This is a genomic window from Streptomyces sp. NPDC001822 (assembly GCF_042892135.1).
Taxonomy (GTDB): domain Bacteria; phylum Actinomycetota; class Actinomycetes; order Streptomycetales; family Streptomycetaceae; genus Streptomyces.
Window position 1 is genome coordinate 61372 of sequence record NZ_JBIATW010000007.1, and the last position, 19748, is coordinate 81119.

Consider the following 19748-nt stretch of genomic DNA (forward strand, 5'->3'; position numbering starts at 1 on the left):
CTGGAGTGTCCTCCCGCATCACCGATCCCGAGCAGCTCAAGGAGCTCCTCGGGATCCCCTTCACCCCGGAGCAGACGGCCTGCATCACCGCGCCGCCCGCTCCCCAGGTGATCGTCGCCGGAGCCGGCTCGGGGAAGACGACGGTGATGGCCGCGCGGGTGGTGTGGCTGGTCGGGACCGGACAGGTCGCCCCGGAGCAGGTGCTCGGCCTGACCTTCACCAACAAGGCGGCCGGCGAGCTCGCCGAGCGGGTGCGGAAGGCACTCGTCGCCGCCGGAGTCACCGACCCGGACGTCATCGACCCGGACAACCCTCCGGGCGAACCCAGCATCTCCACCTACCACGCCTTCGCCGGACGGCTCCTGACCGAGCACGGCCTGCGCATCGGTCTCGAACCGACGACCCGCCTGCTCGCCGACGCCACCCGCTACCAGCTCGCCGCCCGAGTGCTGCGCGAGGCACCCGGCCCCTACCCGGCACTGACCAGGTCCTTCCCCACCCTCGTCAGCGACCTCCTGGCCCTGGACGCCGAACTCGCCGAACACCTGGTGCCCCCCGTACGGCTCGCGGAACACGACACCGGGCTCCTGGACGAACTCGGCACGGCCAGGCTCACCAACGCCGAACTGCGGAAGATCCCGGAGACCGCCGAGGCCCGCCGCGAACTCCTCGGGCTGACCCGGCGCTACCGGGAGGCCAAGCGCAGCCGCGACCTCCTCGACTTCGGCGACCAGATCGCCCTCTCCGCCGAGCTGGCGCTCACCCGGCCCGAGGTCGGCGCGATCCTCAGGGACGAGTTCCGCGTCGTCCTGCTCGACGAGTACCAGGACACCTCCGTGGCCCAGCGGCTGCTGCTGGCCGCGCTCTTCGGCGGCGGGGGTGCCGGCGGAACGGCCGGCCACGCCGTCACCGCGGTCGGCGACCCCTGCCAGGCGATCTACGGCTGGCGCGGTGCCTCCGTGGCCAACCTGGACGACTTCCCGGAGCACTTCCCGCACGCCGACGGCACCCCCGCCACCCGCTACTCCCTCAGCGAGAACCGCCGCAGCGGAGGCCGCCTCCTCCAGCTCGCCAACGGACTCGCCGAACCCCTGCGCGCCATGCACGAAGGGGTCGAGGCGCTGCGCCCCGCACCCGGGGCCGAGCGGGACGGCGTGGTCAGATGCGCCCTGCTGCGCACCCACGCCGAGGAGATCGACTGGCTCGCGGACGCGCTCGCCCATCTCGTACGGACGGGGACGGCGCCCGGTGAGATCGCCGTCCTGTGCCGGAGCGCCGGGGACTTCCCCCGCATCCAGGCGGCCCTCGTCGCCCGGGACGTCCCGGTCGAGGTCGTCGGTCTGTCCGGCCTGCTGCACCTGCCCGAGGTCGCCGACCTCGTCGCCGTCTGCGAGGTGCTCCAGGACCCCGGGGCGAACGCCTCCCTCGTCCGGCTGCTCACCGGGCCGCGCTGGCGCATCGGCCCCCGGGACCTCGCCCTCCTGGGCCGCAGGGCGCGCCTCCTCGTCCACCGCTCCACCCCGGGTGACGCGGACACCGACCCCGGGCGCCGTCTCGCCGAGGCCGTCGAGGGCGTCGACCCGTCCGAGGTGATATCGCTCGCGGACGCACTCGACACCTTCCTGGAGTCCGCCGGGTCCGAGGACGACCAGCTGCCGTTCTCGGCCGAGGCCCGCGTCCGCTTCGCCCGTCTCGCCACCGAGCTGCGCGATCTGCGCCGCTCGCTGGCCGACCCCCTCATGGACGTCCTGCACCGCGTCCTCGCCACGACCGGGCTCGAGGTGGAGCTCTCCGCCTCGCCTCATGCCCTGGCCGCCCGCCGCCGCGAGACGCTCGCCAACTTCCTGGACGTCGCGGCCGGCTTCGCCGCGGTGGACGGGGAAGCGAGCCTGCTCGCCTTCCTCGGCTTCCTGCGCACCGCCGCGCAGTACGAGAAGGGCCTGGACAACGCCCTGCCCGGCGGCGAGAACACCGTCAAGGTCCTCACCGCCCACAAGTCCAAGGGCCTGGAGTGGGACGTCGTCGCCGTCCCGGGACTCGTCACCGGCCAGTTCCCCAGCACCCAGTCCCGGGACGCCTGGACCTCGCAGTCCCAGGTCCTCCCGCACGCCCTGCGGGGCGACGCGGTCACGCTCCCGGACCTCCGGTCCTTCGACGCCAAGGGCCTCAAGGCGTTCAAGGAGGAGATGAAGGAGCACCAGCGCACCGAGGAACTCCGCCTCGGCTACGTCACCTTCACCCGCCCCCGCACCCTGCTGCTCGGCTCCGGCCACTGGTGGGGGCCCTCCCAGAAGAAGCCCCGGGGCCCGTCGGCATTCCTGGACGCGCTGTACGAGCACTGCGCGGCCGGATACGGCGAGATCGAGGTGTGGGCGGACGAGCCGGAGGCGGACGAGGAGAACCCGGCTCTCCAGGAGAGGGACGCCGACCAGCCGTGGCCGCTCCCCCTGGACGCCACGGCCCTGGCCCGGCGCCGCGCCGCCCGGGACACCGTGCTCGCCCATCTGGACAGCCTGGTGGCCGCACCCCTGGCCCGGGAACACGGGCACGGGCGGCCGTCGGCCGACGGGGACCCGCTGCACGAGCCGCCTCAGGACGAGGAGCCTCCGTACGAGGGATCTCCGTACGAGGAATCTTTGTACGAGGACGGGGGGCCTCCGCACGGGGCTCCCTTCGGCGACGACGAGGAACCGCCGTACGACGAGGCCGGTGTGCCGTACGACGACCCGTACCCGGACGGGGACCCCGTCGCGGACGACGCCCCGCCCTCGCACGGCGGGCCCGCGCACCCCGTGCACCCCGTGCACCCCGCGCCCCACGTACCCGCCGCCCGCGCCCCCGGCGACGCGGGCCTCACCCCGGAGGAGGCCCGCACCCTCGCCTCCTGGGACCGCGACCTCGACGCCCTCGCCGGTGAGCTGCGCCGTGCCCGCGCCACCGTCCGCGACGTCGTCGTCCCCTCCACGCTCTCCGCGACCCAGCTGCTGCACCTCGCCGACGACCCCGACGGCTTCGCCCGGGAGCTCGCCCGCCCCATGCCCCGGGCCCCGCAGCCCGCCGCCCGCCGGGGGACCCGCTTCCACGCGTGGGTCGAGTCACGTTTCGAGGAGCTGCCGCTGCCCATGCTCGGCCCCGACGAACTCCCCGGGAGCGACGGAAACGACGCGGAGATCGCGGACGAACGCGACCTGGCCGAGCTGAAGGACGCCTTCGAGCGCACCGAGTACGCCCGGCGCACGCCGTACCGCGTCGAGACCCCCTTCCAGATCGCCCTCGGGGGCCGGGTGATCCGCGGCCGTATCGACGCGGTCTACCGCACGGGGGACGCGTACGAGATCGTCGACTGGAAGACCACCCGGCACCGCACGGCCGACCCGCTCCAGCTCGCGGTGTACCGCCTCGCCTGGGCCGAACTGCACGGTCTGCCGCTGGAAGCGGTCACCGCGACCTTCCTCTACGTGCGCACCGGGGAGACGGTCAGGCCCACCGGGCTGCCGGGCCGGGAGGAGCTGGAAAAGCTTTTGCTGGACGAGCCACCTCCGCGGGGCCAGTAGGCTCATGAGCATGAGCGACACCCCGGACAGCGCCGTCCGTACGTACACCGAGCAGCACCGCACAGCCTTCCTCGACGACCTCGCCGAGTGGCTGCGCATCCCGTCCGTATCCGCTCAGCCGGAGCACCACGGGGACGTACGGCGCAGTGCCGAATGGCTGTCCGCCAAGCTCGCCGAGACCGGCTTCCCGGTCACCGAGATCTGGGAGACGCCCGGCGCCCCGGCGGTCTTCGCCGAGTGGCCGTCGGACGACCCGGACGCACCGGTCGTCCTCGTCTACGGCCACCACGACGTGCAGCCCGCGGCCCGGGAGGACGGCTGGAGCACCGACCCGTTCGACCCGGTGATCCGCGACGGCAGGATGTACGGCCGGGGCGCGGCGGACGACAAGGGCCAGGTGTTCTTCCACACACTCGGCGTCCGCGCCCACCTCGCGGCGACCGGCCGCACCACCCCGGCCGTGCACCTCAAGCTCCTCGTCGAGGGCGAGGAGGAATCGGGTTCCCCGCACTTTCGCGCGCTGGCCGAGGAGCGGGCGGCCCGGCTGGCGGCGGACGCCGTGATCGTCTCCGACACCGGCATGTGGGACGAGAACACCCCCACCGTCTGCACCGGCATGCGCGGCCTCGCGGAGTGCGAGATCGAGCTCTTCGGCCCCGGCCAGGACATCCACTCCGGATCCTTCGGCGGAGCCGTGCCCAACCCGGCGACCGCCCTCGCCCGGCTCGTCGCCGCCCTGCACGACGAGGACGGAAGGGTCGCCGTCCCCGGCTTCTACGACGGGGTCGCCGAACTCACCGAGACCGAACGGGCCCTCTTCGCCGAGCTGCCCTTCGACGAGGCCACCTGGCTCCGCACCGCCTCGTCGCGGGCCACCGCCGGCGAGGCCGGTTACTCCACGTTGGAGCGGGTCTGGGCCCGGCCCACCGCCGAGGTGAACGGCATCGGCGGCGGCTACCAGGGTGCCGGCAGCAAGACCGTCATCCCGGCGTCGGCGATGGTGAAGCTGAGCTTCCGGCTGGTCGCCGGCCAGGACCCGGACCGCGTCCAGGAGCTGGTCCGCGGCTGGGCCGAGAGCAGGATCCCGGCCGGCCTCCGGCACCGGATCACCTTCTCCCCGGCCACCCGCCCCTGTCTGACGCCCCTGGACCACCCCGCCCTCCAGGCCGTCGCCCGGGCCATGGGGCGGGCCTTCGGGACGAAGATCCTCTTCACCCGCGAGGGAGGCTCGGGACCGGCCGCCGACCTGCAGGACGTCCTCGGCGCACCCGTCCTCTTCCTGGGCATCTCCGTACCGTCCGACGGCTGGCACGGCCCCGACGAGAAGGTCGAGCTCGACCTCCTCCTCAAGGGCGTGGAGACCACCGCCCATCTGTGGGGCGAGCTGGCCGCCGCACTCCGCTGAATCCTCTGTATGCCCGATCCGCCCCCGGGGGAGTAGGAAGCACCTGTGAGCACCTTCGACAACGCCACCGCAGACCGCCCGATCGGTCTCACCGCGCCCAGCGGCATCGACCGCGCCGCGCACCACCGGCTCGACGAGGCCTGGCTCGCCGCGGCCTGGAGCCACCCGACGACCAGAGTCTTCGTCGTCTCGGGGGGCCAGGCGCTCATCGACGACACCCCGGACGGCGGCACCGAGCTCGTCATGACGCCCGCCTTCGAGGCGCCGGTCACGGAGACCCACCGGTACTTCCTGGGTACCGACGAGAAGGGCGTGCGCTACTTCGCGCTCCAGAAGGACTCGCTGCCGGGCCGCATGGACCAGTCCGCACGCCCGGCCGGGCTGCGCGAGGCCGGTCTGCTCCTCGGGCCCCGCGACGCGGGGCTGATGGTGCACGCCGTGGCCCTGGAGAACTGGCAGCGGCTGCACCGCTTCTGCTCGCGCTGCGGCGAGCGCACCGTCATCGCCGCCGCCGGTCACATCCGCCGCTGTCCCGCCTGCGGTGCGGAGCACTACCCGCGGACCGACCCCGCGGTGATCATGCTGGTCACCGACGACCAGGACCGTGCCCTCCTGGGGCGCCAGGTGCACTGGCCGGAGGGGCGCTTCTCGACGCTCGCGGGCTTCGTCGAACCCGGTGAGTCGATCGAGCATTCGGTGGCCCGCGAGGTGTTCGAGGAGGCGGGGGTGACCGTCGGCGAGGTCGAGTACGTCGCCAGCCAGCCGTGGCCCTTCCCGTCCAGCCTGATGCTCGGCTTCATGGCCCGTGCCACCTCGTCCGAGATCACCGTGGACGGCGAGGAGATCGAGGAGGCCCGCTGGTTCTCGCGCGAGGAGCTGACGGCGGCCTTCGACTCCGGTGAGGTCCTGCCCCCGTTCGGGGTCTCCATCGCCGCGCGCCTGATCGAACTCTGGTACGGCAAGCCCCTTCCCCGGCCGGGGAACGCCGCCTGACGGGAGATCCCGACGACGGGAGCCCGAACACCGCAGCCCCGACGACGGGACCGCCCGGAGACAGGACAGCCGTGTGCGACGGAGGGCCCCCGCCGAAGCGGGGGCCCTCCGTCGACCGGGATCTCCCCGATCAGGCGCCGATCTTCTGCTTGACCTGGGCCAGCGAGGGGTTCGTCAGCGTCGAACCGTCGGGGAAGAGCACGGTCGGAACCGTCTGGTTTCCGCCATTCGCCTTCTCGACAAAAGCTGCCGACTCCGGGTCCTGCTCGATGTTGACCTCGGTGTACGCGATTCCCTCGCGGTCCATCTGGCCCTTGAGCCGGCGGCAGTAGCCGCACCAGGTGGTGCTGTACATCGTCACAGTGCCCGGCATGTCGTCGGTGCTCCCTTGTCTCGTACGTCTCACTGGGAAGGCGGGCAAGTACGCTGTCGCACCTTCCCGCATCCAGGCAACGCACCCGGCCCGACGGCCATTCCCACCCCCGCCCGGCCGGTACGAAGAATGACGGGCCCTGTGGACAACCGCCGCACCGCCTCCTCGCGACCTGGCAGCATGGCGGGGTGACAGCAGCAACGCACTCCACCCTCTTCCCCCAGGTCCCCGACTCCGCGGACGCTGTGCTCGACGGGCTCGACCCGGAGCAGCGCGAGGTCGCGCTGGCCCTGGGCGGACCCGTGTGCGTGCTGGCCGGAGCGGGCACGGGCAAGACGCGGGCGATCACCCACCGCATCGCCTACGGGGTGCGCGCCGGGATCCTGCAGCCGACGACCGTGCTCGCCGTCACCTTCACCAACCGTGCGGCCGGTGAGATGCGCGGTCGGCTCCGCCAGCTCGGCGCGACCGGTGTCCAGGCCCGGACCTTCCACTCGGCCGCCCTGCGTCAGCTCCAGTACTTCTGGCCGAAAGCCGTCGGTGGCGAGCTCCCGCGTCTCGTGGAGCGCAAGGTCCAGCTGGTCGCCGAGGCCGCCGCGCGCTGCGGGATCCGGCTCGACCGCAACGAGCTGCGGGACGCCACGAGCGAGATCGAGTGGGCCAAGGTCACCCAGACCGTGCCGGCCGACTATCCGGCCGCCGTGGCGAAGACCCAGCGGGACGCCCCGCGCGATCCGGCGGAGCTCTCGCAGATCTACGCGACGTACGAGCAGCTGAAGCGCGACCGGTCGGTGATCGACTTCGAGGACGTGCTGCTGCTGACCGTCGGCATCCTGCAGGACCGGCACGACATCGCCGAGCACGTGCGCCGGCAGTACCAGCACTTCGTCGTCGACGAGTACCAGGACGTCAGCCCGCTCCAGCAGCGGCTCCTCGACCTCTGGCTCGGCGACCGGGACGATCTCTGCGTCGTCGGCGACGCCGGCCAGACGATCTACTCCTTCACCGGTGCCACTCCGGACCACCTGCTGAACTTCCGCACCCGGCATCCGAACGCGACCGTGGTCAAGCTGGTGCGGGACTACCGCTCCACACCGCAGGTCGTGCATCTTGCCAACGGCCTGCTGTCCCAGGCCCGGGGCAGGGCGGCCGAACACCGCCTGGAGCTCGTCTCCCAGCGGGACAGGGGCCCCGAGCCCGTCTACACGGAGTACGCGGACGAGCCTGCCGAGGCCGAGGGCACCGCCCGCCGGATCCGCGACCTGATCACCGCCGGCGTCCCCGCCGGAGAGATCGCCGTGCTCTACCGGGTCAACTCCCAGTCCGAGGTCTACGAACAGGCTCTGGCGGACGCGGGCGTCCCCTACCAGTTGCGCGGAGCCGAACGCTTCTTCGACCGCCCAGAGGTGCGGGAGGCGGGCGTCGCCCTGCGCGGCGCCGCCCGCGCGGGGGGCAACGACTCGCTTCTCGACGGAGCCGACGACCTGCCGTCCGAGGTGAGGGCGGTGCTCTCCACCAAGGGGTGGACCTCCAAGCCGCCCGCCGGGTCCGGCGCGGTGCGGGACCGCTGGGAGTCCCTGGCCGCACTCGTCCGGCTCGCCGAGGACTTCGAACAGGCCAAACCGGGGGCGACGCTCTCCGACCTCGTCGCGGAGCTCGACGAACGGGCCGCGGCCCAGCACGCGCCGACCGTCCAGGGCGTCACCCTCGCGTCGCTGCACTCGGCCAAGGGCCTCGAATGGGACGCCGCGTTCGTCGTCGGGCTGACGGAGGGCATGATGCCGATCGCCTACGCCAAGACGGACGAACAGGTCGAGGAGGAGCGCCGCCTCCTCTACGTCGGCGTCACCCGCGCCCGCTTCCACCTGTCACTGTCCTGGGCCGTGTCCCGGTCTCCCGGCGGTCGTGCCGGACGACGGCCCACCCGCTTCCTGAACGGTCTCCGGCCCGGTTCCTCGGCCGCAGGCATGCGGGCGGGCACCGGCGGTGGCGGTGGCATCGACCGGGGGACCGGTACCGGTGCGGGCAGGAGCGCGGACGGCGCAGGCCGGGACGCGAAGCCGCGGCGCCGTGGCCCCCTGAGGTGCCGGGTCTGCGGCAGAACACTCACCGAAGCCGGCGAGATGAAGCTGATGCGCTGCGAGGACTGTCCCTCGGACATGGACGAGGCGCTGTTCGGGCGCCTGCGCGAGTGGCGCGCGGAGCGGGCGAAGGACATCAGCCAGCCCGCCTTCTGCGTCTTCACCGACAAGACGCTGATGGCGATCGCCGAGGCGGTCCCGGCGGACGAGACGGAGCTCGTCGTCATCCCCGGCGTCGGCCACCGGAAGATGGCCAGGTTCGGAGCCGATGTGCTGGCCATCTGCGCAGGTCGGACGCTGGATCAGGCTGCGGACGACGACGACGGCGACGTGTGAGAAAAACTCGTCGAAAAAATAGTTTGCGCGGGCACCTGTAGTCCCCATAGGTTCTTGTCCACGGGAACAGCGTCTTCTCTGAAGCCCTGAATCCGTGCTGTACTTATTCGAATACCGCAGGATCGGCCCCGGCCGGTCCCTTGAGACGCCGAGAGGAGGCGATTGTCGTGATCAGCATCATCAACACCATCAAAATGACCGATCCGTCGGTCGTCTCCACCTGCTCACTCGGCCTCGCCCGCTCCTCGCAGCTTTCGCTCCGTGGCACCGGTGTGTCCGGCATCGCCCCTGTCAGCCCGCTGTTCCTGGCGAGCCTGCCCGTGCGAGAGCGCAATGAGCGACCGACCCAGGCACCGGAAGCAGCAGTAGTGAAGGCACAGGCCTCGGCCTATGCCTTTGCGGCAGCCGGTGCCGGAGCCAAGAAGCAGACGACGCAGCACCACACGATGTGGGCCTTCCGTGGGCCTGAACCCTGGAGCGATCCAGCCTGATCCGGAATCAGGCCGGCGCCTTCAGGGCCGCGGAACCCCACTCGGGATCCGCGGCCTTTTTGTTTTGTCCGAACGGACGAGACGACACGAAGGGGCCTCGGGACAAGCAGGACCTGGTACCCGCCACCCCACCGGCCAACAGGCCGGCAGACCAGACGAGGACAACACCACCGTGCAACTCGAGACGCACGCCCCGTCCGTACCGCCTTCCGACACGATCGCCCCGCCCGGCTCCACGGAGGACTCCACCTTGATCCCCCTCACCGCGCTCACCGCGCTCGACGACGCCATCGAGAACCTCGGCGTACCCGTCCCCTGCCGTTCCTACGACCCGGAGGTCTTCTTCGCCGAGTCCCCCGCGGACGTCGAGTACGCCAAGTCCCTCTGCCGGACCTGCCCGCTCGTCGAGGCCTGCCTCGCCGGCGCCAAGGAGCGCCGCGAGCCGTGGGGCGTCTGGGGTGGCGAGCTCTTCGTCCAGGGCGTCGTCGTCGCCCGCAAGCGTCCGCGTGGCCGTCCGCGCAAGAACCCGGTCGCGGCGTGACCGCCGGCCTGGGGGTCATGTCCCCCGCACGAACCAAGCGCATCGGCACCATCGACCGTCCCCACACCCATGACCCCCGAAATCAGGCACCAATGATCACCCCCACGAGGGAGCCCGTCGGCTCCGCGACCCCAGACGTCACCATCACCGGCGCGAACGACTCGCGTCAGAACAGGACCCGCGAAATGCAACTCATCCCAGAAGCCCTGGCTCGTGCGCATATGCACGAGCGCCTCAGGGAAGCCGAGCACGGTCGCCAGGCTGAGCGCCTGGTCGCCGCCCGGCGGATGCAGCGACGTGCGGAGCGCGCCTCGATGCGTGCCCGCCGTGCGCTCGCCATGGCCGTCATGCACTGACGGCTTCACCAGCGGCGCTGAGCACCGAGGCCGCCCGGGCAACCGCTCGCCCGGGCAGCCGCCCTCCCCATCCGCGGGGCCGGTCCGATCGGGACCGGCCCCGCGGTGCTTTATGCCGTGCTCTCACCCGCCGTGCTTTCACCCGCGTGCGCTCACGTCGCGACGGCGTTATGTCATGCGGTCACTTCGCGGCAGCGTTACCGTCGCGAAGTGGACGAGGAGACCAAGGATTCCGGCGCACCGGCCGCCGCTCCCGTGAGGTGCGCCTGCTGCGGCGCCTCGGCGGACGGCCGCACTCCGCCCGCCACCTGGCTCTGTTCCGTGGAGAACGGCAGTCGGCGGTACTTCTGCGAAGCCTGCGCGCGCACCCACATCCGGGCCGTCGAGGGCCGGCTCGACTCCGACCTGTGGTGACCGGCTGACGGCCCGGTCCTCAGCGCCCCGAGCGCACCGGCGGCCGTCGACGACGGACGGGGGCCCGGCGACATGAGCCGCGGGAGTCACCGAGGTGTGCCCGTCGCGGTTCACACCTCGGCTCCCTGCGTTCCGTGTCTTCGTCCCCCGGGGCTCACCGGATGCGCCCCGACCACCGTCTCGCGCGTGCGGGGCCGGTGAGGCACCCGGGAAACAGGGGGAGGGCCCCGGGGGACCTGTTCGGAGCACCGGACCCGGGAGCGCGTCGGTGCACCGGACCCCGGAGCACCGGCGGCAGAGCCCCGCCGCCCCCAGGCCCGCCCGCCCTAGACGTCGACCGGTGCCGTCTCATGGGCTGTCGCTGTCGCTGTCGCTGTCGCTGTCGCTGTCGCGTCCTCGTACTCGTCCTCGGGGTGCGTCCCGTCGGATTCGGACTCCAGGACGAACCCGGGCAGCCAGGACTCCAGTTCGTCGCGCAGTCGTACAGTCGCGCCCAGCTGGCACAGCACACCGATCGTGCTGAGCGTGACCCGGTGTATCAGCAGATACGACGGCGGGAGATTCAGCTGCTTCCCGAGCTGGTGCGCGGGTGATCGAGGATCCGCGATCCGCCCGGCCTGGCTGCGCAGCCAGGAGCGCGAGAAGGTGAACGCGTCCACCTGCGCCGGCTCGATGATCGGAAGCAGATAGTCGAGCACCGCCTCGGGTTCCAGCTCGATCGAGTCCTTGACGAACCCGTCCTCGCGGAGCGATGAGTAGACGCCGTCGGCGTCGCCGTCCAGCGTCATCCGCAGGGCATCGCCGATGGCACGCGGCAGACCGCCCGGCAGACGGTCGACCGTGCCGAAATCCAGAACCCCCAGGCGCCATCGGCCAGGGTCCCCGTCGAGCTCGGCGGTCCCGCCCGGAGCGTCCTCACCGCCGGTGCCGGAAGTGCCGATGCCGGAGCCGTCGGTGCCTGAATCGCCGGTGCCGGTGCCGGCGTCGGCGCCGTCCTCCGGGGGCAGCAGCCGGAAGTTCCCCGGGTGAGGATCGGCGTGCAGCAGCCCGGTGCGGGCAGGTCCGGAGAAGAGGAAGCGCGCCAGCAGCTGACCCGCCCGGTCCCGCTGCTCCTGTGTGCCGTCGGCGATCACCTCCGACAGCGGTATGCCCTCGATCCACTCGGTCACCAGGATCTGTTCCGACTGGTGCACCACTCCGGGGATGACGACGTCCGGGTCGCCCTCGAACTCCGCGGCGTGTTCCCGCTGGGCCGCAGCCTCCAGCTCGTAGTCCAGTTCCTCCGAGACACGGTCGCGGAGCTCGGTGATGAGGGGTTTGATGTCCATGCCGGGAACCAGCGGGCCGAGCAGCCGCGCGAAGCGGCTGATCTGCGTGAGGTCGGAGAGCAGCGCCTCCCCGGCACCCGGGTACTGCACCTTCACGGCGACGGCACGCCCGTCGTGCCACACCGCGCGGTGGACCTGACCGATCGAAGCGGCGGCGGAGGGCTGATCGTCGAAGTCCTCGAAGAGGTCCCGCCAGTCCTCGCCCAGCCTTTCCGCGAGCACCTTGTGGACGGTGCGGGTCGGCATGGGAGGTGCCGCCTCCTGCAGCTTGGTGAGAGCCGCGCGGTACGGGCCGGCGACGTCCTCCGGGAGGGCGGACTCGAAGACCGACAGCGCCTGCCCCAGCTTCATCGCACCGCCCTTCAACTCGCCCAGAACCTTGAAGAGCTGGTCCGCTGTGCGCTGCTGGACCTCCCGGGCCACGATCTCGGCGGATCTGCCGCCGATCCGCTTGCCCAGACCCCATGTGGCACGGCCGGCGAAGCCCAGCGGCAGAGCAGCCAGCTTCGCGGTACGGGTGACCGCCTTCCGCGGAAGATCAGACATGTGCCCCTCCAGTTCCCTGACTTTCGTGCCGCGCGAAACCCGGGCCCGCTCCGTCGGTTGCGGTCACCCGGCCATTGTGTCCTGTGGGGAGCCGGTGGCGGAGGTGAGCTCCCCCTCAGTGTGCCCGGCCGCACCGCAGGCGCAGTCGAGGTGGGGTCCGAGCCGTGCCGACCGCCAGTCCAGCATGGGCATCGCGGCCTCCCACCGCGTGCCCGTGCTGGCCGGCAGCTCTCCGTCGAGGAAGGACAGCGCATGGGCCGCGGCGAGTCCGGCCACCGCGGTGGCCAGCCCCAGATCGCATGCCTGCACCGCGGTGCGCCGCCCGGACCTCCACTGCGCGAGCATCCGGGTCCACTGCGGGTCCCGCTCAGCCCGGTGCAGGGCCAGGCAGCCCGCACAGCCCGTGCCTCCGGGGAGTACCAGCGGGCCGACCACTCCTGTGGCTTCCACCACACCCGCGTACAGGTGCGGTGTGCCCGAGGCGATCCAGGGCGCGGCGACATCCGGGTCAGGGGCATGGACCGCGAGGCCGTCCCTGGGAGCCACCACGATCAGGGACAGCGCGGGCTCGCTCCCCGCCGGCCCTCCTCCCGGCCCGTCCGCTCCGGGCGGTCTGCCGACAGCGGACCGGCGCACCAACTGCCGGGCGGCCGTGTCCCGTCGCTCTCCCACCGATGCCGCCGGGAGTCCTCCGGGCGCGACGTCCGAGGGCTCCGTGCGGCCTCCGTCGAGCACATCGACCCTGCCGACGCCGGACGAGGAGAGGACGGCCGCGATCGTCGCGCCCACCCTCCCGGCGCCCCGCACCTGCACGCGCATCGAGCGTCGCGCGGCCAGTGTGCGCAGTCCGCCGCCCGGAGCGGGATGGACGACGGAGAGCGACGCGGCGTCCGGGCGCTGCCGCTCCAGGGCGTCGGCCCGTCGGCGCAGCGCCTCGGCCTCCGCGCCGCCCGCTCCGGGATCGTCGAGGAGTCCGGCTTCCGTGAGGCGTGAAACGAGAATGTCCACATGACGGTCCGACAGATCCAGCGCCCTGGCCTCTTCGCGGAGAAGAGGAAGTCCACGCGTGCCGTCCAGGAGTTCCAGAAAACTTCCGGTGGCGATATCCATCGGCCCCAGAGTCACCGCGTGCGCGGGCGTCACACCGAATTGCACGGTGTTCCGGCCACGCCAGGCACGCCGGAGCGCGGGCTTCAGCATCGGATGCATGACTTCTCCCCGTTTCGATGTCGAGATCCGCGTTCGGTGCCGGGATCCGTTGCCAGAATGCAACCTGGCGGCGAAACAGGCGAAAAGTTATCCACAGGCCCGGGCGTTAGTCGTTCAAATGGTGCAAGCCGAGAAGTGGATCAATGCCGGACGGTCCGGGACGCGGGACTTCCCCCACCTGCAGCGGGTAACGTCGAGGCGTGTCCGCAGACCCCTCACCCGGCCTCGCCGGGGAGACCCCCGCGCGCAGCGCCGGACGCCAGCAGCGCAGCGCAGCCGCCCATTCGCCCAACCCCCCTGTGATGAGCGCGGTCGAGGTCCGCAGGAGCGCCCGGCGCAGCAGGACGGTCTCCGCCTACCGCGAGGGGGACCGGACCATCGTCCTCATCCCGGCCCGGATGTCGGAGGCCGAGGAGCAGCGCTGGGTCGGAGTGATGCTGGACAAGCTCGCCGCGCAGGAGAGCAAGCGCGTCATCGGGGACGGCGCGCTCGCCGAGCGTGCGGAGAGGCTGTCCGCCCAGTACCTCGGTGGCAGGGCCCGGCCCGCGTCCGTGCGGTGGGTGACCAACCAGAACACCCGCTGGGGTTCCTGCACCCCGGCCGAGGGCAGCATCCGCCTCTCGCACCGGCTGCAGGGGATGCCGGAGTACGTGGTCGACTACGTGCTCCTCCACGAGCTCGCCCACCTGCTGGTTCCCGGCCACGGGCCGCGCTTCTGGCGGCTGCTGGAGACCTACCCCCGTACCGAGCGCGCACGCGGTTACCTCGAAGGGGTCGCGGCCGCGGAGCGGCTTCCGCACCTGCCTGCCGCACGCGAGGAGTGAGTTGCCGATTGTGTACCGGATCTGTACCGGCTTGGCTCGATGTCGTGGTTTGCGGTTAGCCTGACGCGACGCAATCACCTTCGGGATGGGGGACGGTCGTTACGCATGGCCAGGGAATTTCAGCGCGGCCACAAGGCCAAGATCAGTGATCTCACGTCAGGGACGGATCTGTACGTCGGCGTACAGGTGGCCGGTCCCGGCCTGACGTTCGACATCAGCTGCTTCGGTCTGGACGCCAATGAGCAGCTCTCGGACGACCGTTATTTCATCTTCTTCAACCAGCCGAAATCACCTGAGGAGTCCGTTCAGCTTCTCGGCGCCCAGGCCGGTGACACCGAGTCGTTCCGCGTCACCCTCGACCGCATTCCCGCGAACATCCACAAGCTGTCCTTCACCGCCACGATCGACGGTGCCGGGCAGATGTCCCAGGTCGGTCCCGGATACATCCGGATCGTCGCGGGCGGCGAGGAAGTGGTGAAGTACGCCTTCACGGGCGCGGAGTTCACCACCGAACGCGCGGTGATGCTCGGCGACTTCTATCTGAAGGACGTCTGGCGCTTCGCCGCCGTGGGCCAGGGCTTCGACGGCGGACTCGACGCGCTGCTGAGGAACTTCGGCGGGGAGGTCGCCGAGGAGGAACCCGCCGCTCCGCCCCAGGGTGCGGTTCCCGGCTTCGCCCCGCCCGCCCAGGCCACCGCGCCTCCGGCGTTCGGTGCCCCCGCGGCCCCTCCGGCGCCGGCGCCCGCACCGGCGTTCGGTGCTCCGGCACCCGCTGCCCAGCAGCCCATCCACGCCGCGCCGACGATCGCGGCGCCCATGGCGCCCGCCCCGCAGGCGCCCGCCCCGTACGGACAGCCGCCTCAGCAGCCCCAGTTCGGGCAGGTTCCGGGACAGGGCGCGCCGCCGTACGGCCAGCAGCCGCCCACCGCGCCGCCTTACGGCCAGCAGCCGCCCGCCGCACCGTCCTTCGGGCAGCAACAGCCGTTCGGTCAGCAGCCCCCCGGTGTGCCGCAGGGCGTGCCGCAGGGTGTTCCGCAGGGAGGCGCGGGGCTGCAGGCGGCTCTGCAGCCCTACAAGGAGACGGCCACCGGACAGCGCTGGACCTCGCAGAACCAGCAGCTGATGCGCGTCGACCTCACCATGGGCGGCACGCCCGTGCTGGCCCGGCAGGGCAGCATGGTGATGTACCAGGGCAAGGTCGACTTCGGTTACAAGGGTGCGGGGTTCGCGGGCCGCATGGTCGGCAACGCGACGGGCCAGGAGATGCAGCTCATGCGCTGCACCGGCCGCGGTCAGGTCTTCCTGGCCGAGGAGGGGGCGCACCTGCATCCCATCGAGCTCCAGGGCGACGGCATCTGCGTGTCCGCCGAGAGCGTCCTCGCCTTCGACGAGACCCTGCAGTACGAGGTCCGCAGGATCGAGGGACACGGGATTCCCGGCGGGGCCCTGTTCACCATGCAGTTCCAGGGCTCGGGGACCGTCGTCGTCAAGACGCACGGCGTCCCGGTCGTCCTGCCGGTCACCCCGACCACCTTCGCCGACGCCAACGCCGTGGTGGCGTGGTCCTCCGCGTCGCAGGTGATCCTCTCCAGCCAGGTCCGGCTGCGCCGCAACGCGTACCCGGGACACAGCGGGGAGACCGTGAACCTCCAGTTCCGGGGAGCCCCCGGGAACTTCATCGTCGTCCAGCCCTACGAGGTCTGAGGGAGCCCGTCATGAACCAGCAACTCGCGGGCTTCGCCCCGACACCCGTCACGGCCCGGATGGAGAACCACGGCCGCACGATGCTCAAGGTGGCCATGGCCTCCGGCCAGGACCTCTACGCGCGCACCGGCTCGATGGTGGCCTACGAGGGCTTCATCCAGTACGAGCCCAATCCGCCCGCCGTCCGTCAGATCGCCTCGCAGTGGATCACCGGCGAGGGCACCCCGCTCATGAAGTGCTCGGGCGACGGGCTGCTCTACCTCGCGGACTACGGCGCCGACGTGGTCGTCATCAATCTGAACAACGACTCGCTGTCGGTCAACGGCACGAACCTCCTCGCCTTCGACGGCCATCTGACCTGGGGTGTGGAGCGGGTCAAGGGTCTGGCGAAGTTCGCCGGCCAGGGCCTGTGGAACGTCGGAATCCAGGGCACGGGATGGGTGGCCATTACCTCGCGCGGCACGCCGATCGTCGTCGACTGCGGCAGGGGCGAGGACGAGACGTACGTCGACCCCGACGCCCTCGTCGCGTGGTCCCCGAACCTCAAGGTCAAGGGCAAGCGCAGCTTCAAGGCGGGCTCGCTCATCGGGCGGGGCAGCGGGGAGGCCTACCAGATGGCCTTCTCCGGCCAGGGCATCGTCGTCGTGCAGCCGAGCGAGGACAGTACCGACCGCCTGCGGGTCCGGAACTGAGCGGGGGGAGACACATCATGCAGAGTCCGCTTTTCAGCCACACGGAACAGCAGTCGCAGGACCGGTACACGGTCCAGAACCCGCAGCTCCTGCGGGTCTCGCTGACCGGTCACGACGACGTCCTCGCCCGTAAGGGCGCCATGGTGGCCTACCAGGGCCTCATGGAGTTCGACGGGGAGTACCAGTCGCAGGGCCAGCGCCGCGCACGCAGGAACACGGGCGAGGGCCTCGACCTGATGCGCTGCTCGGGACAGGGCACGGTCTATCTGGCCAACCTCGCCCAGTACATCCACGTGGTCGACGTCGACCACGAGGGCATGACGGTGGACAGCGCCTACGTCCTCGCCCTGGACTCCTCCCTGCACACCGAGGTCATCGCGGTGGACAGCCAGTACGGGATCTCCGGCACCGGCAAGTACCAGCTGAACATCACGGGGAACGGCAAGGTCGCGCTGATGACCTCCGGCCAGCCACTGATGATGCAGGTGACGCCGGACAAGTACGTCAACGCCGACGCCGACGCGATCGTCGCCTGGTCCAGCGGGCTCCGGGTGCAGATGCAGGCCCAGACCCACTCCTCGGGAGTCATGCGGCGTCGTGGCAACACGGGCGAGGGCTGGGAGCTGAGCTTCCTGGGGCAGGGCTTCGCGCTCGTCCAGCCGAGCGAGGTACTGCCCCCGCAGAACGCCCAGATCGGACAGGGTGCGGCAGCCCAGTTCGGCGTAGGCCAGCAGGGTGCGCGCGGCCAGAACCAGAACAACGCCTGGAACTGAGCGGTCGCGCCCACGCGGCGCGCAGGGGTGAGGGCGGTCTCCCACCGGAGACCGCCCTCACCCCTGCGCCGTTCCGGGCCGTCTAGCCGGTCTGCTCCAGGCGCGCTCGTGTGCTCTCCAGCAGCAGCACGACCGAGGTGTCCGCGACCGCCGCCACCTCGTCGTAGGGGAACCAGCGCAGGTCCAGGGACTCGTCGCTGATCCGCTCCGTCGCGCCGGCGGACACCGTCGCGGCGTACTGCACGTCCAGGTGCCAGTTGCAGGGTGCCGGAATGGGGTGCCGGTCGAGACGGACGGGCCCCCCGGGGAGCAGGGTGAGCCCGGTGATTCCCGACTCCTCCGTCGCCTCCCGCAGGGCGGCGGCCCGCAGGGTGGTGTCCTGCGGCTCGCAGTGACCGCCCATCTGCAGCCACATCCGGAGCTTCTTGTGCAGGGTCAGCAGGACCCGGCCGCCCTCCGGGTCGATGACCAGGGCGCTCGCCGTCAGATGGCCGGCTCCGCAGGCCTTCCACATCCCGTCGGGGTGTCCGGCGAGATGATCCAGGTACGCCTGCCGAAGCCGCGCCTGCTGCGCGTCCCCGCCGTCGTCGTAGCCCTTGAGTACGAGTTCCGCGTCGTCGTGCAGTGTCACTGGCCCGTGTCGTCCTTGCCCTTGTCGGACGGGCCGTCCCCGGGCTCGTCCTCGCCCGCGGTCCGGTCCTTCGCCTCGTCCTCGGCGGAGGGCTTCCCAGGGCCCTTCGCCGCCTCTCCGAGCATCTTGTCCAGCTCGGAGAAGTCCAGCTGCTCGTGGTGGACGAAACCGTCCGGGTCGTCGAGGTCCGAGGCGGTGGGCAGCATGTCCGGGTGGCCCCACAGGCCGTCGCGGCCGTCGACGCCCCGGGCGTCCGTGAGGGAGGCCCAGAGCCGCGACGCGTCGCGCAGCCTGCGCGGGCGCAGCTGCAGCCCGATGAGCGTGGCGAAGGTCTGCTCGGCGGGACCGCCGGACGCCCGGCGCCTGCGCATCGTCTCGCGCAGTGCGTCGGCCGAGGTCAGCCGGGACTTCGCCGCTTCGTGCACCACCGCGTCCACCCAGCCCTCGACGAGCGCGAGAGCGGTCTCCAGGCGTGCCAGCGACGCCTTCTGCTCCGGCGTGTCCTCCGGCTGGAACATGCCCTGCTGCAGCGCGTCCTGCAGCTGCTCGGGCTGCGACGGGTCGAACTGGCCGACGACGTCCTCGAGCTTGCTGGTGTCGACCTTGATCCCGCGGGCGTAGGACTCCACCGCACCGAACAGATGCGAGCGCAGCCACGGGACGTGGGCGAAGAGCCGCTGGTGGGCGGCCTCGCGCAGCGCGAGGTAGAGCCGGACCTCGTCCTGCGGCACGCTGAGGTCCTTGCCGAAGCGCTCGACGTTCAGCGGGAGGAGCGCCGCCTTGCCGGCCGGTGCCAGCGGCAGGCCGATGTCGGTCGAGCCCACGACCTCGCCGGCGAGCACGCCCACGGCCTGCCCGATCTGCTGGCCGAACATGGCGCCGCCCATCGACCGCATCATGCCGATCAGCGGGCCCGCCATGGCCTGCATCTCCTCGGGGAGGACGTCGCCCATGGCCAGACCGACGCGCTCGGCGACCGGGTCCACCAGCTGCTGCCAGGCGGGGAGCGAGGCCTCGACCCACTCGGCGCGGCTCCACGCCACCGTCGAGACGGAACCCGACGGCAGAGACGTCACACCGTCCAGCCAGAGGTCGGCCAGGCGCAGCGCCTCGTCGACCGAGGAACGCTCCGCGGGACCGACGCTGGCGTCCTTGCTGCCGTCGGCGGTGCCCTGCGACACGGTCTGCCGGGCGATCTGCTTGGCCATGTCCCAGTTGACCGGGCCACCCTCATAGCTCAGCATCTGGCCGAGCTGCTGGAAGGCCGCACCCAGGTCGTTCGGGTTCATCGAGCCGAACATCGCTGCGAACGGGTTGTCGCCGCCCGCGCCGGGTCCGAAGCCGAACGGGTTCGCCGGCCCGCCCGGGCCCTGCCCACCACCGGTGGGGTCCTTCTTCTTGCCCTCGTCGCCGTCGTCCGGCTCCTCCGGCGGAAGGCCGAATCCGAATGGGGTGTCACTCACGGGTTTCCTCGGCTCGTAGGGCCGCCGGCTCGAA

General features: G+C 71.6%; 17 protein-coding genes. 12 read left to right on the top strand and 5 right to left on the bottom strand.

The features are described 5' to 3' along the window. The first annotated feature begins 5 nt into the window (after positions 1 to 5). The 3 genes from ACFYY2_RS17990 to nudC are packed head-to-tail and all read left to right on the top strand — an operon-like array spanning position 6 to position 5952. On the top strand, positions 6 to 3554 hold the full coding sequence (locus tag ACFYY2_RS17990; protein WP_388743575.1) for a UvrD-helicase domain-containing protein: 3549 nt from the start codon (positions 6 to 8) through the stop codon (positions 3552 to 3554). A 10-nt stretch (positions 3555 to 3564) separates the two neighbouring features. After that, positions 3565 to 4959 (top strand): dipeptidase, encoded by a 1395-nt coding sequence (locus ACFYY2_RS17995; RefSeq protein ID WP_388743578.1) that lies wholly within the window; start codon positions 3565 to 3567, stop codon positions 4957 to 4959. Positions 4960 to 5004: 45 nt separating this feature from the next. Next, complete coding sequence (gene nudC / locus ACFYY2_RS18000) at positions 5005 to 5952, top strand: NAD(+) diphosphatase (protein ID WP_388743580.1); 948 nt, start codon at positions 5005 to 5007, stop codon at positions 5950 to 5952. Between the two features lie 130 nt (positions 5953 to 6082). Here the strand turns inward: nudC and ACFYY2_RS18005 are convergent, their stop codons facing one another. Next, complete coding sequence (locus tag ACFYY2_RS18005; protein ID WP_014048208.1) at positions 6083 to 6325, bottom strand: mycoredoxin; 243 nt, start codon at positions 6323 to 6325, stop codon at positions 6083 to 6085. A gap of 188 nt (positions 6326 to 6513) precedes the next feature. Here ACFYY2_RS18005 and ACFYY2_RS18010 point away from each other — a divergent pair, with 188 nt between their 5' ends. The 5 genes from ACFYY2_RS18010 (at position 6514) to ACFYY2_RS18030 (ending at position 10544) form a co-directional block, all read left to right on the top strand. After that, a complete protein-coding gene (locus tag ACFYY2_RS18010) occupies positions 6514 to 8742 on the top strand; it encodes an ATP-dependent DNA helicase UvrD2 (protein WP_388743584.1) in 2229 nt (742 codons plus the stop codon). Positions 8743 to 8909: 167 nt separating this feature from the next. Then, entirely contained in the window at positions 8910 to 9233 is a 324-nt protein-coding gene (locus tag ACFYY2_RS18015; protein WP_388743587.1) for a hypothetical protein, read from the top strand. Positions 9234 to 9405: 172 nt separating this feature from the next. Next, complete coding sequence (locus ACFYY2_RS18020; RefSeq protein WP_327114924.1) at positions 9406 to 9774, top strand: WhiB family transcriptional regulator; 369 nt, start codon at positions 9406 to 9408, stop codon at positions 9772 to 9774. A gap of 17 nt (positions 9775 to 9791) precedes the next feature. Beyond that, positions 9792 to 10130 (top strand): hypothetical protein, encoded by a 339-nt coding sequence (locus tag ACFYY2_RS18025; protein WP_388743592.1) that lies wholly within the window; start codon positions 9792 to 9794, stop codon positions 10128 to 10130. Between the two features lie 210 nt (positions 10131 to 10340). Next, positions 10341 to 10544 (top strand): hypothetical protein, encoded by a 204-nt coding sequence (locus tag ACFYY2_RS18030; protein WP_388743594.1) that lies wholly within the window; start codon positions 10341 to 10343, stop codon positions 10542 to 10544. Positions 10545 to 10870: 326 nt separating this feature from the next. On the opposite strand, the gene ACFYY2_RS18035 is transcribed toward ACFYY2_RS18030, so the two are convergent. Both ACFYY2_RS18035 and ACFYY2_RS18040 read right to left on the bottom strand, forming a co-directional pair. After that, entirely contained in the window at positions 10871 to 12418 is a 1548-nt protein-coding gene (locus ACFYY2_RS18035; protein ID WP_388743596.1) for an ABC1 kinase family protein, read from the bottom strand. 63 nt (positions 12419 to 12481) lie between these two features. Continuing rightward, positions 12482 to 13627 carry a ThiF family adenylyltransferase gene (locus ACFYY2_RS18040; protein WP_388743599.1) on the bottom strand — a complete coding sequence of 382 codons (1146 nt, stop codon included), beginning with the start codon at positions 13625 to 13627 and terminating at the stop codon, positions 12482 to 12484. Between the two features lie 200 nt (positions 13628 to 13827). Here ACFYY2_RS18040 and ACFYY2_RS18045 point away from each other — a divergent pair, with 200 nt between their 5' ends. From ACFYY2_RS18045 to ACFYY2_RS18060, 4 genes are all read left to right on the top strand, one after another. Then, positions 13828 to 14451: a M48 family metallopeptidase gene (locus tag ACFYY2_RS18045; RefSeq protein ID WP_388743602.1), complete on the top strand. Its 624-nt coding sequence runs from the start codon at positions 13828 to 13830 to the stop codon at positions 14449 to 14451. 105 nt (positions 14452 to 14556) lie between these two features. After that, positions 14557 to 16155: a TerD family protein gene (locus ACFYY2_RS18050; RefSeq protein WP_388743604.1), complete on the top strand. Its 1599-nt coding sequence runs from the start codon at positions 14557 to 14559 to the stop codon at positions 16153 to 16155. Between the two features lie 11 nt (positions 16156 to 16166). Further along, a complete protein-coding gene (locus tag ACFYY2_RS18055) occupies positions 16167 to 16847 on the top strand; it encodes an AIM24 family protein (protein ID WP_388743607.1) in 681 nt (226 codons plus the stop codon). Positions 16848 to 16864: 17 nt separating this feature from the next. Then, positions 16865 to 17620, top strand: coding sequence for an AIM24 family protein (locus ACFYY2_RS18060; protein WP_388743610.1), 756 nt, complete (start codon positions 16865 to 16867; stop codon positions 17618 to 17620). An 82-nt stretch (positions 17621 to 17702) separates the two neighbouring features. Here the strand turns inward: ACFYY2_RS18060 and ACFYY2_RS18065 are convergent, their stop codons facing one another. Beyond that, positions 17703 to 18251, bottom strand: coding sequence for an NUDIX hydrolase (locus tag ACFYY2_RS18065; RefSeq protein ID WP_388743613.1), 549 nt, complete (start codon positions 18249 to 18251; stop codon positions 17703 to 17705). Next, positions 18248 to 19714: a zinc-dependent metalloprotease gene (locus ACFYY2_RS18070; protein ID WP_388743616.1), complete on the bottom strand. Its 1467-nt coding sequence runs from the start codon at positions 19712 to 19714 to the stop codon at positions 18248 to 18250. Before ACFYY2_RS18070 ends, ACFYY2_RS18065 begins: the two co-directional genes overlap by 4 nt. Between the last annotated feature and the right edge of the window lie 34 nt (positions 19715 to 19748).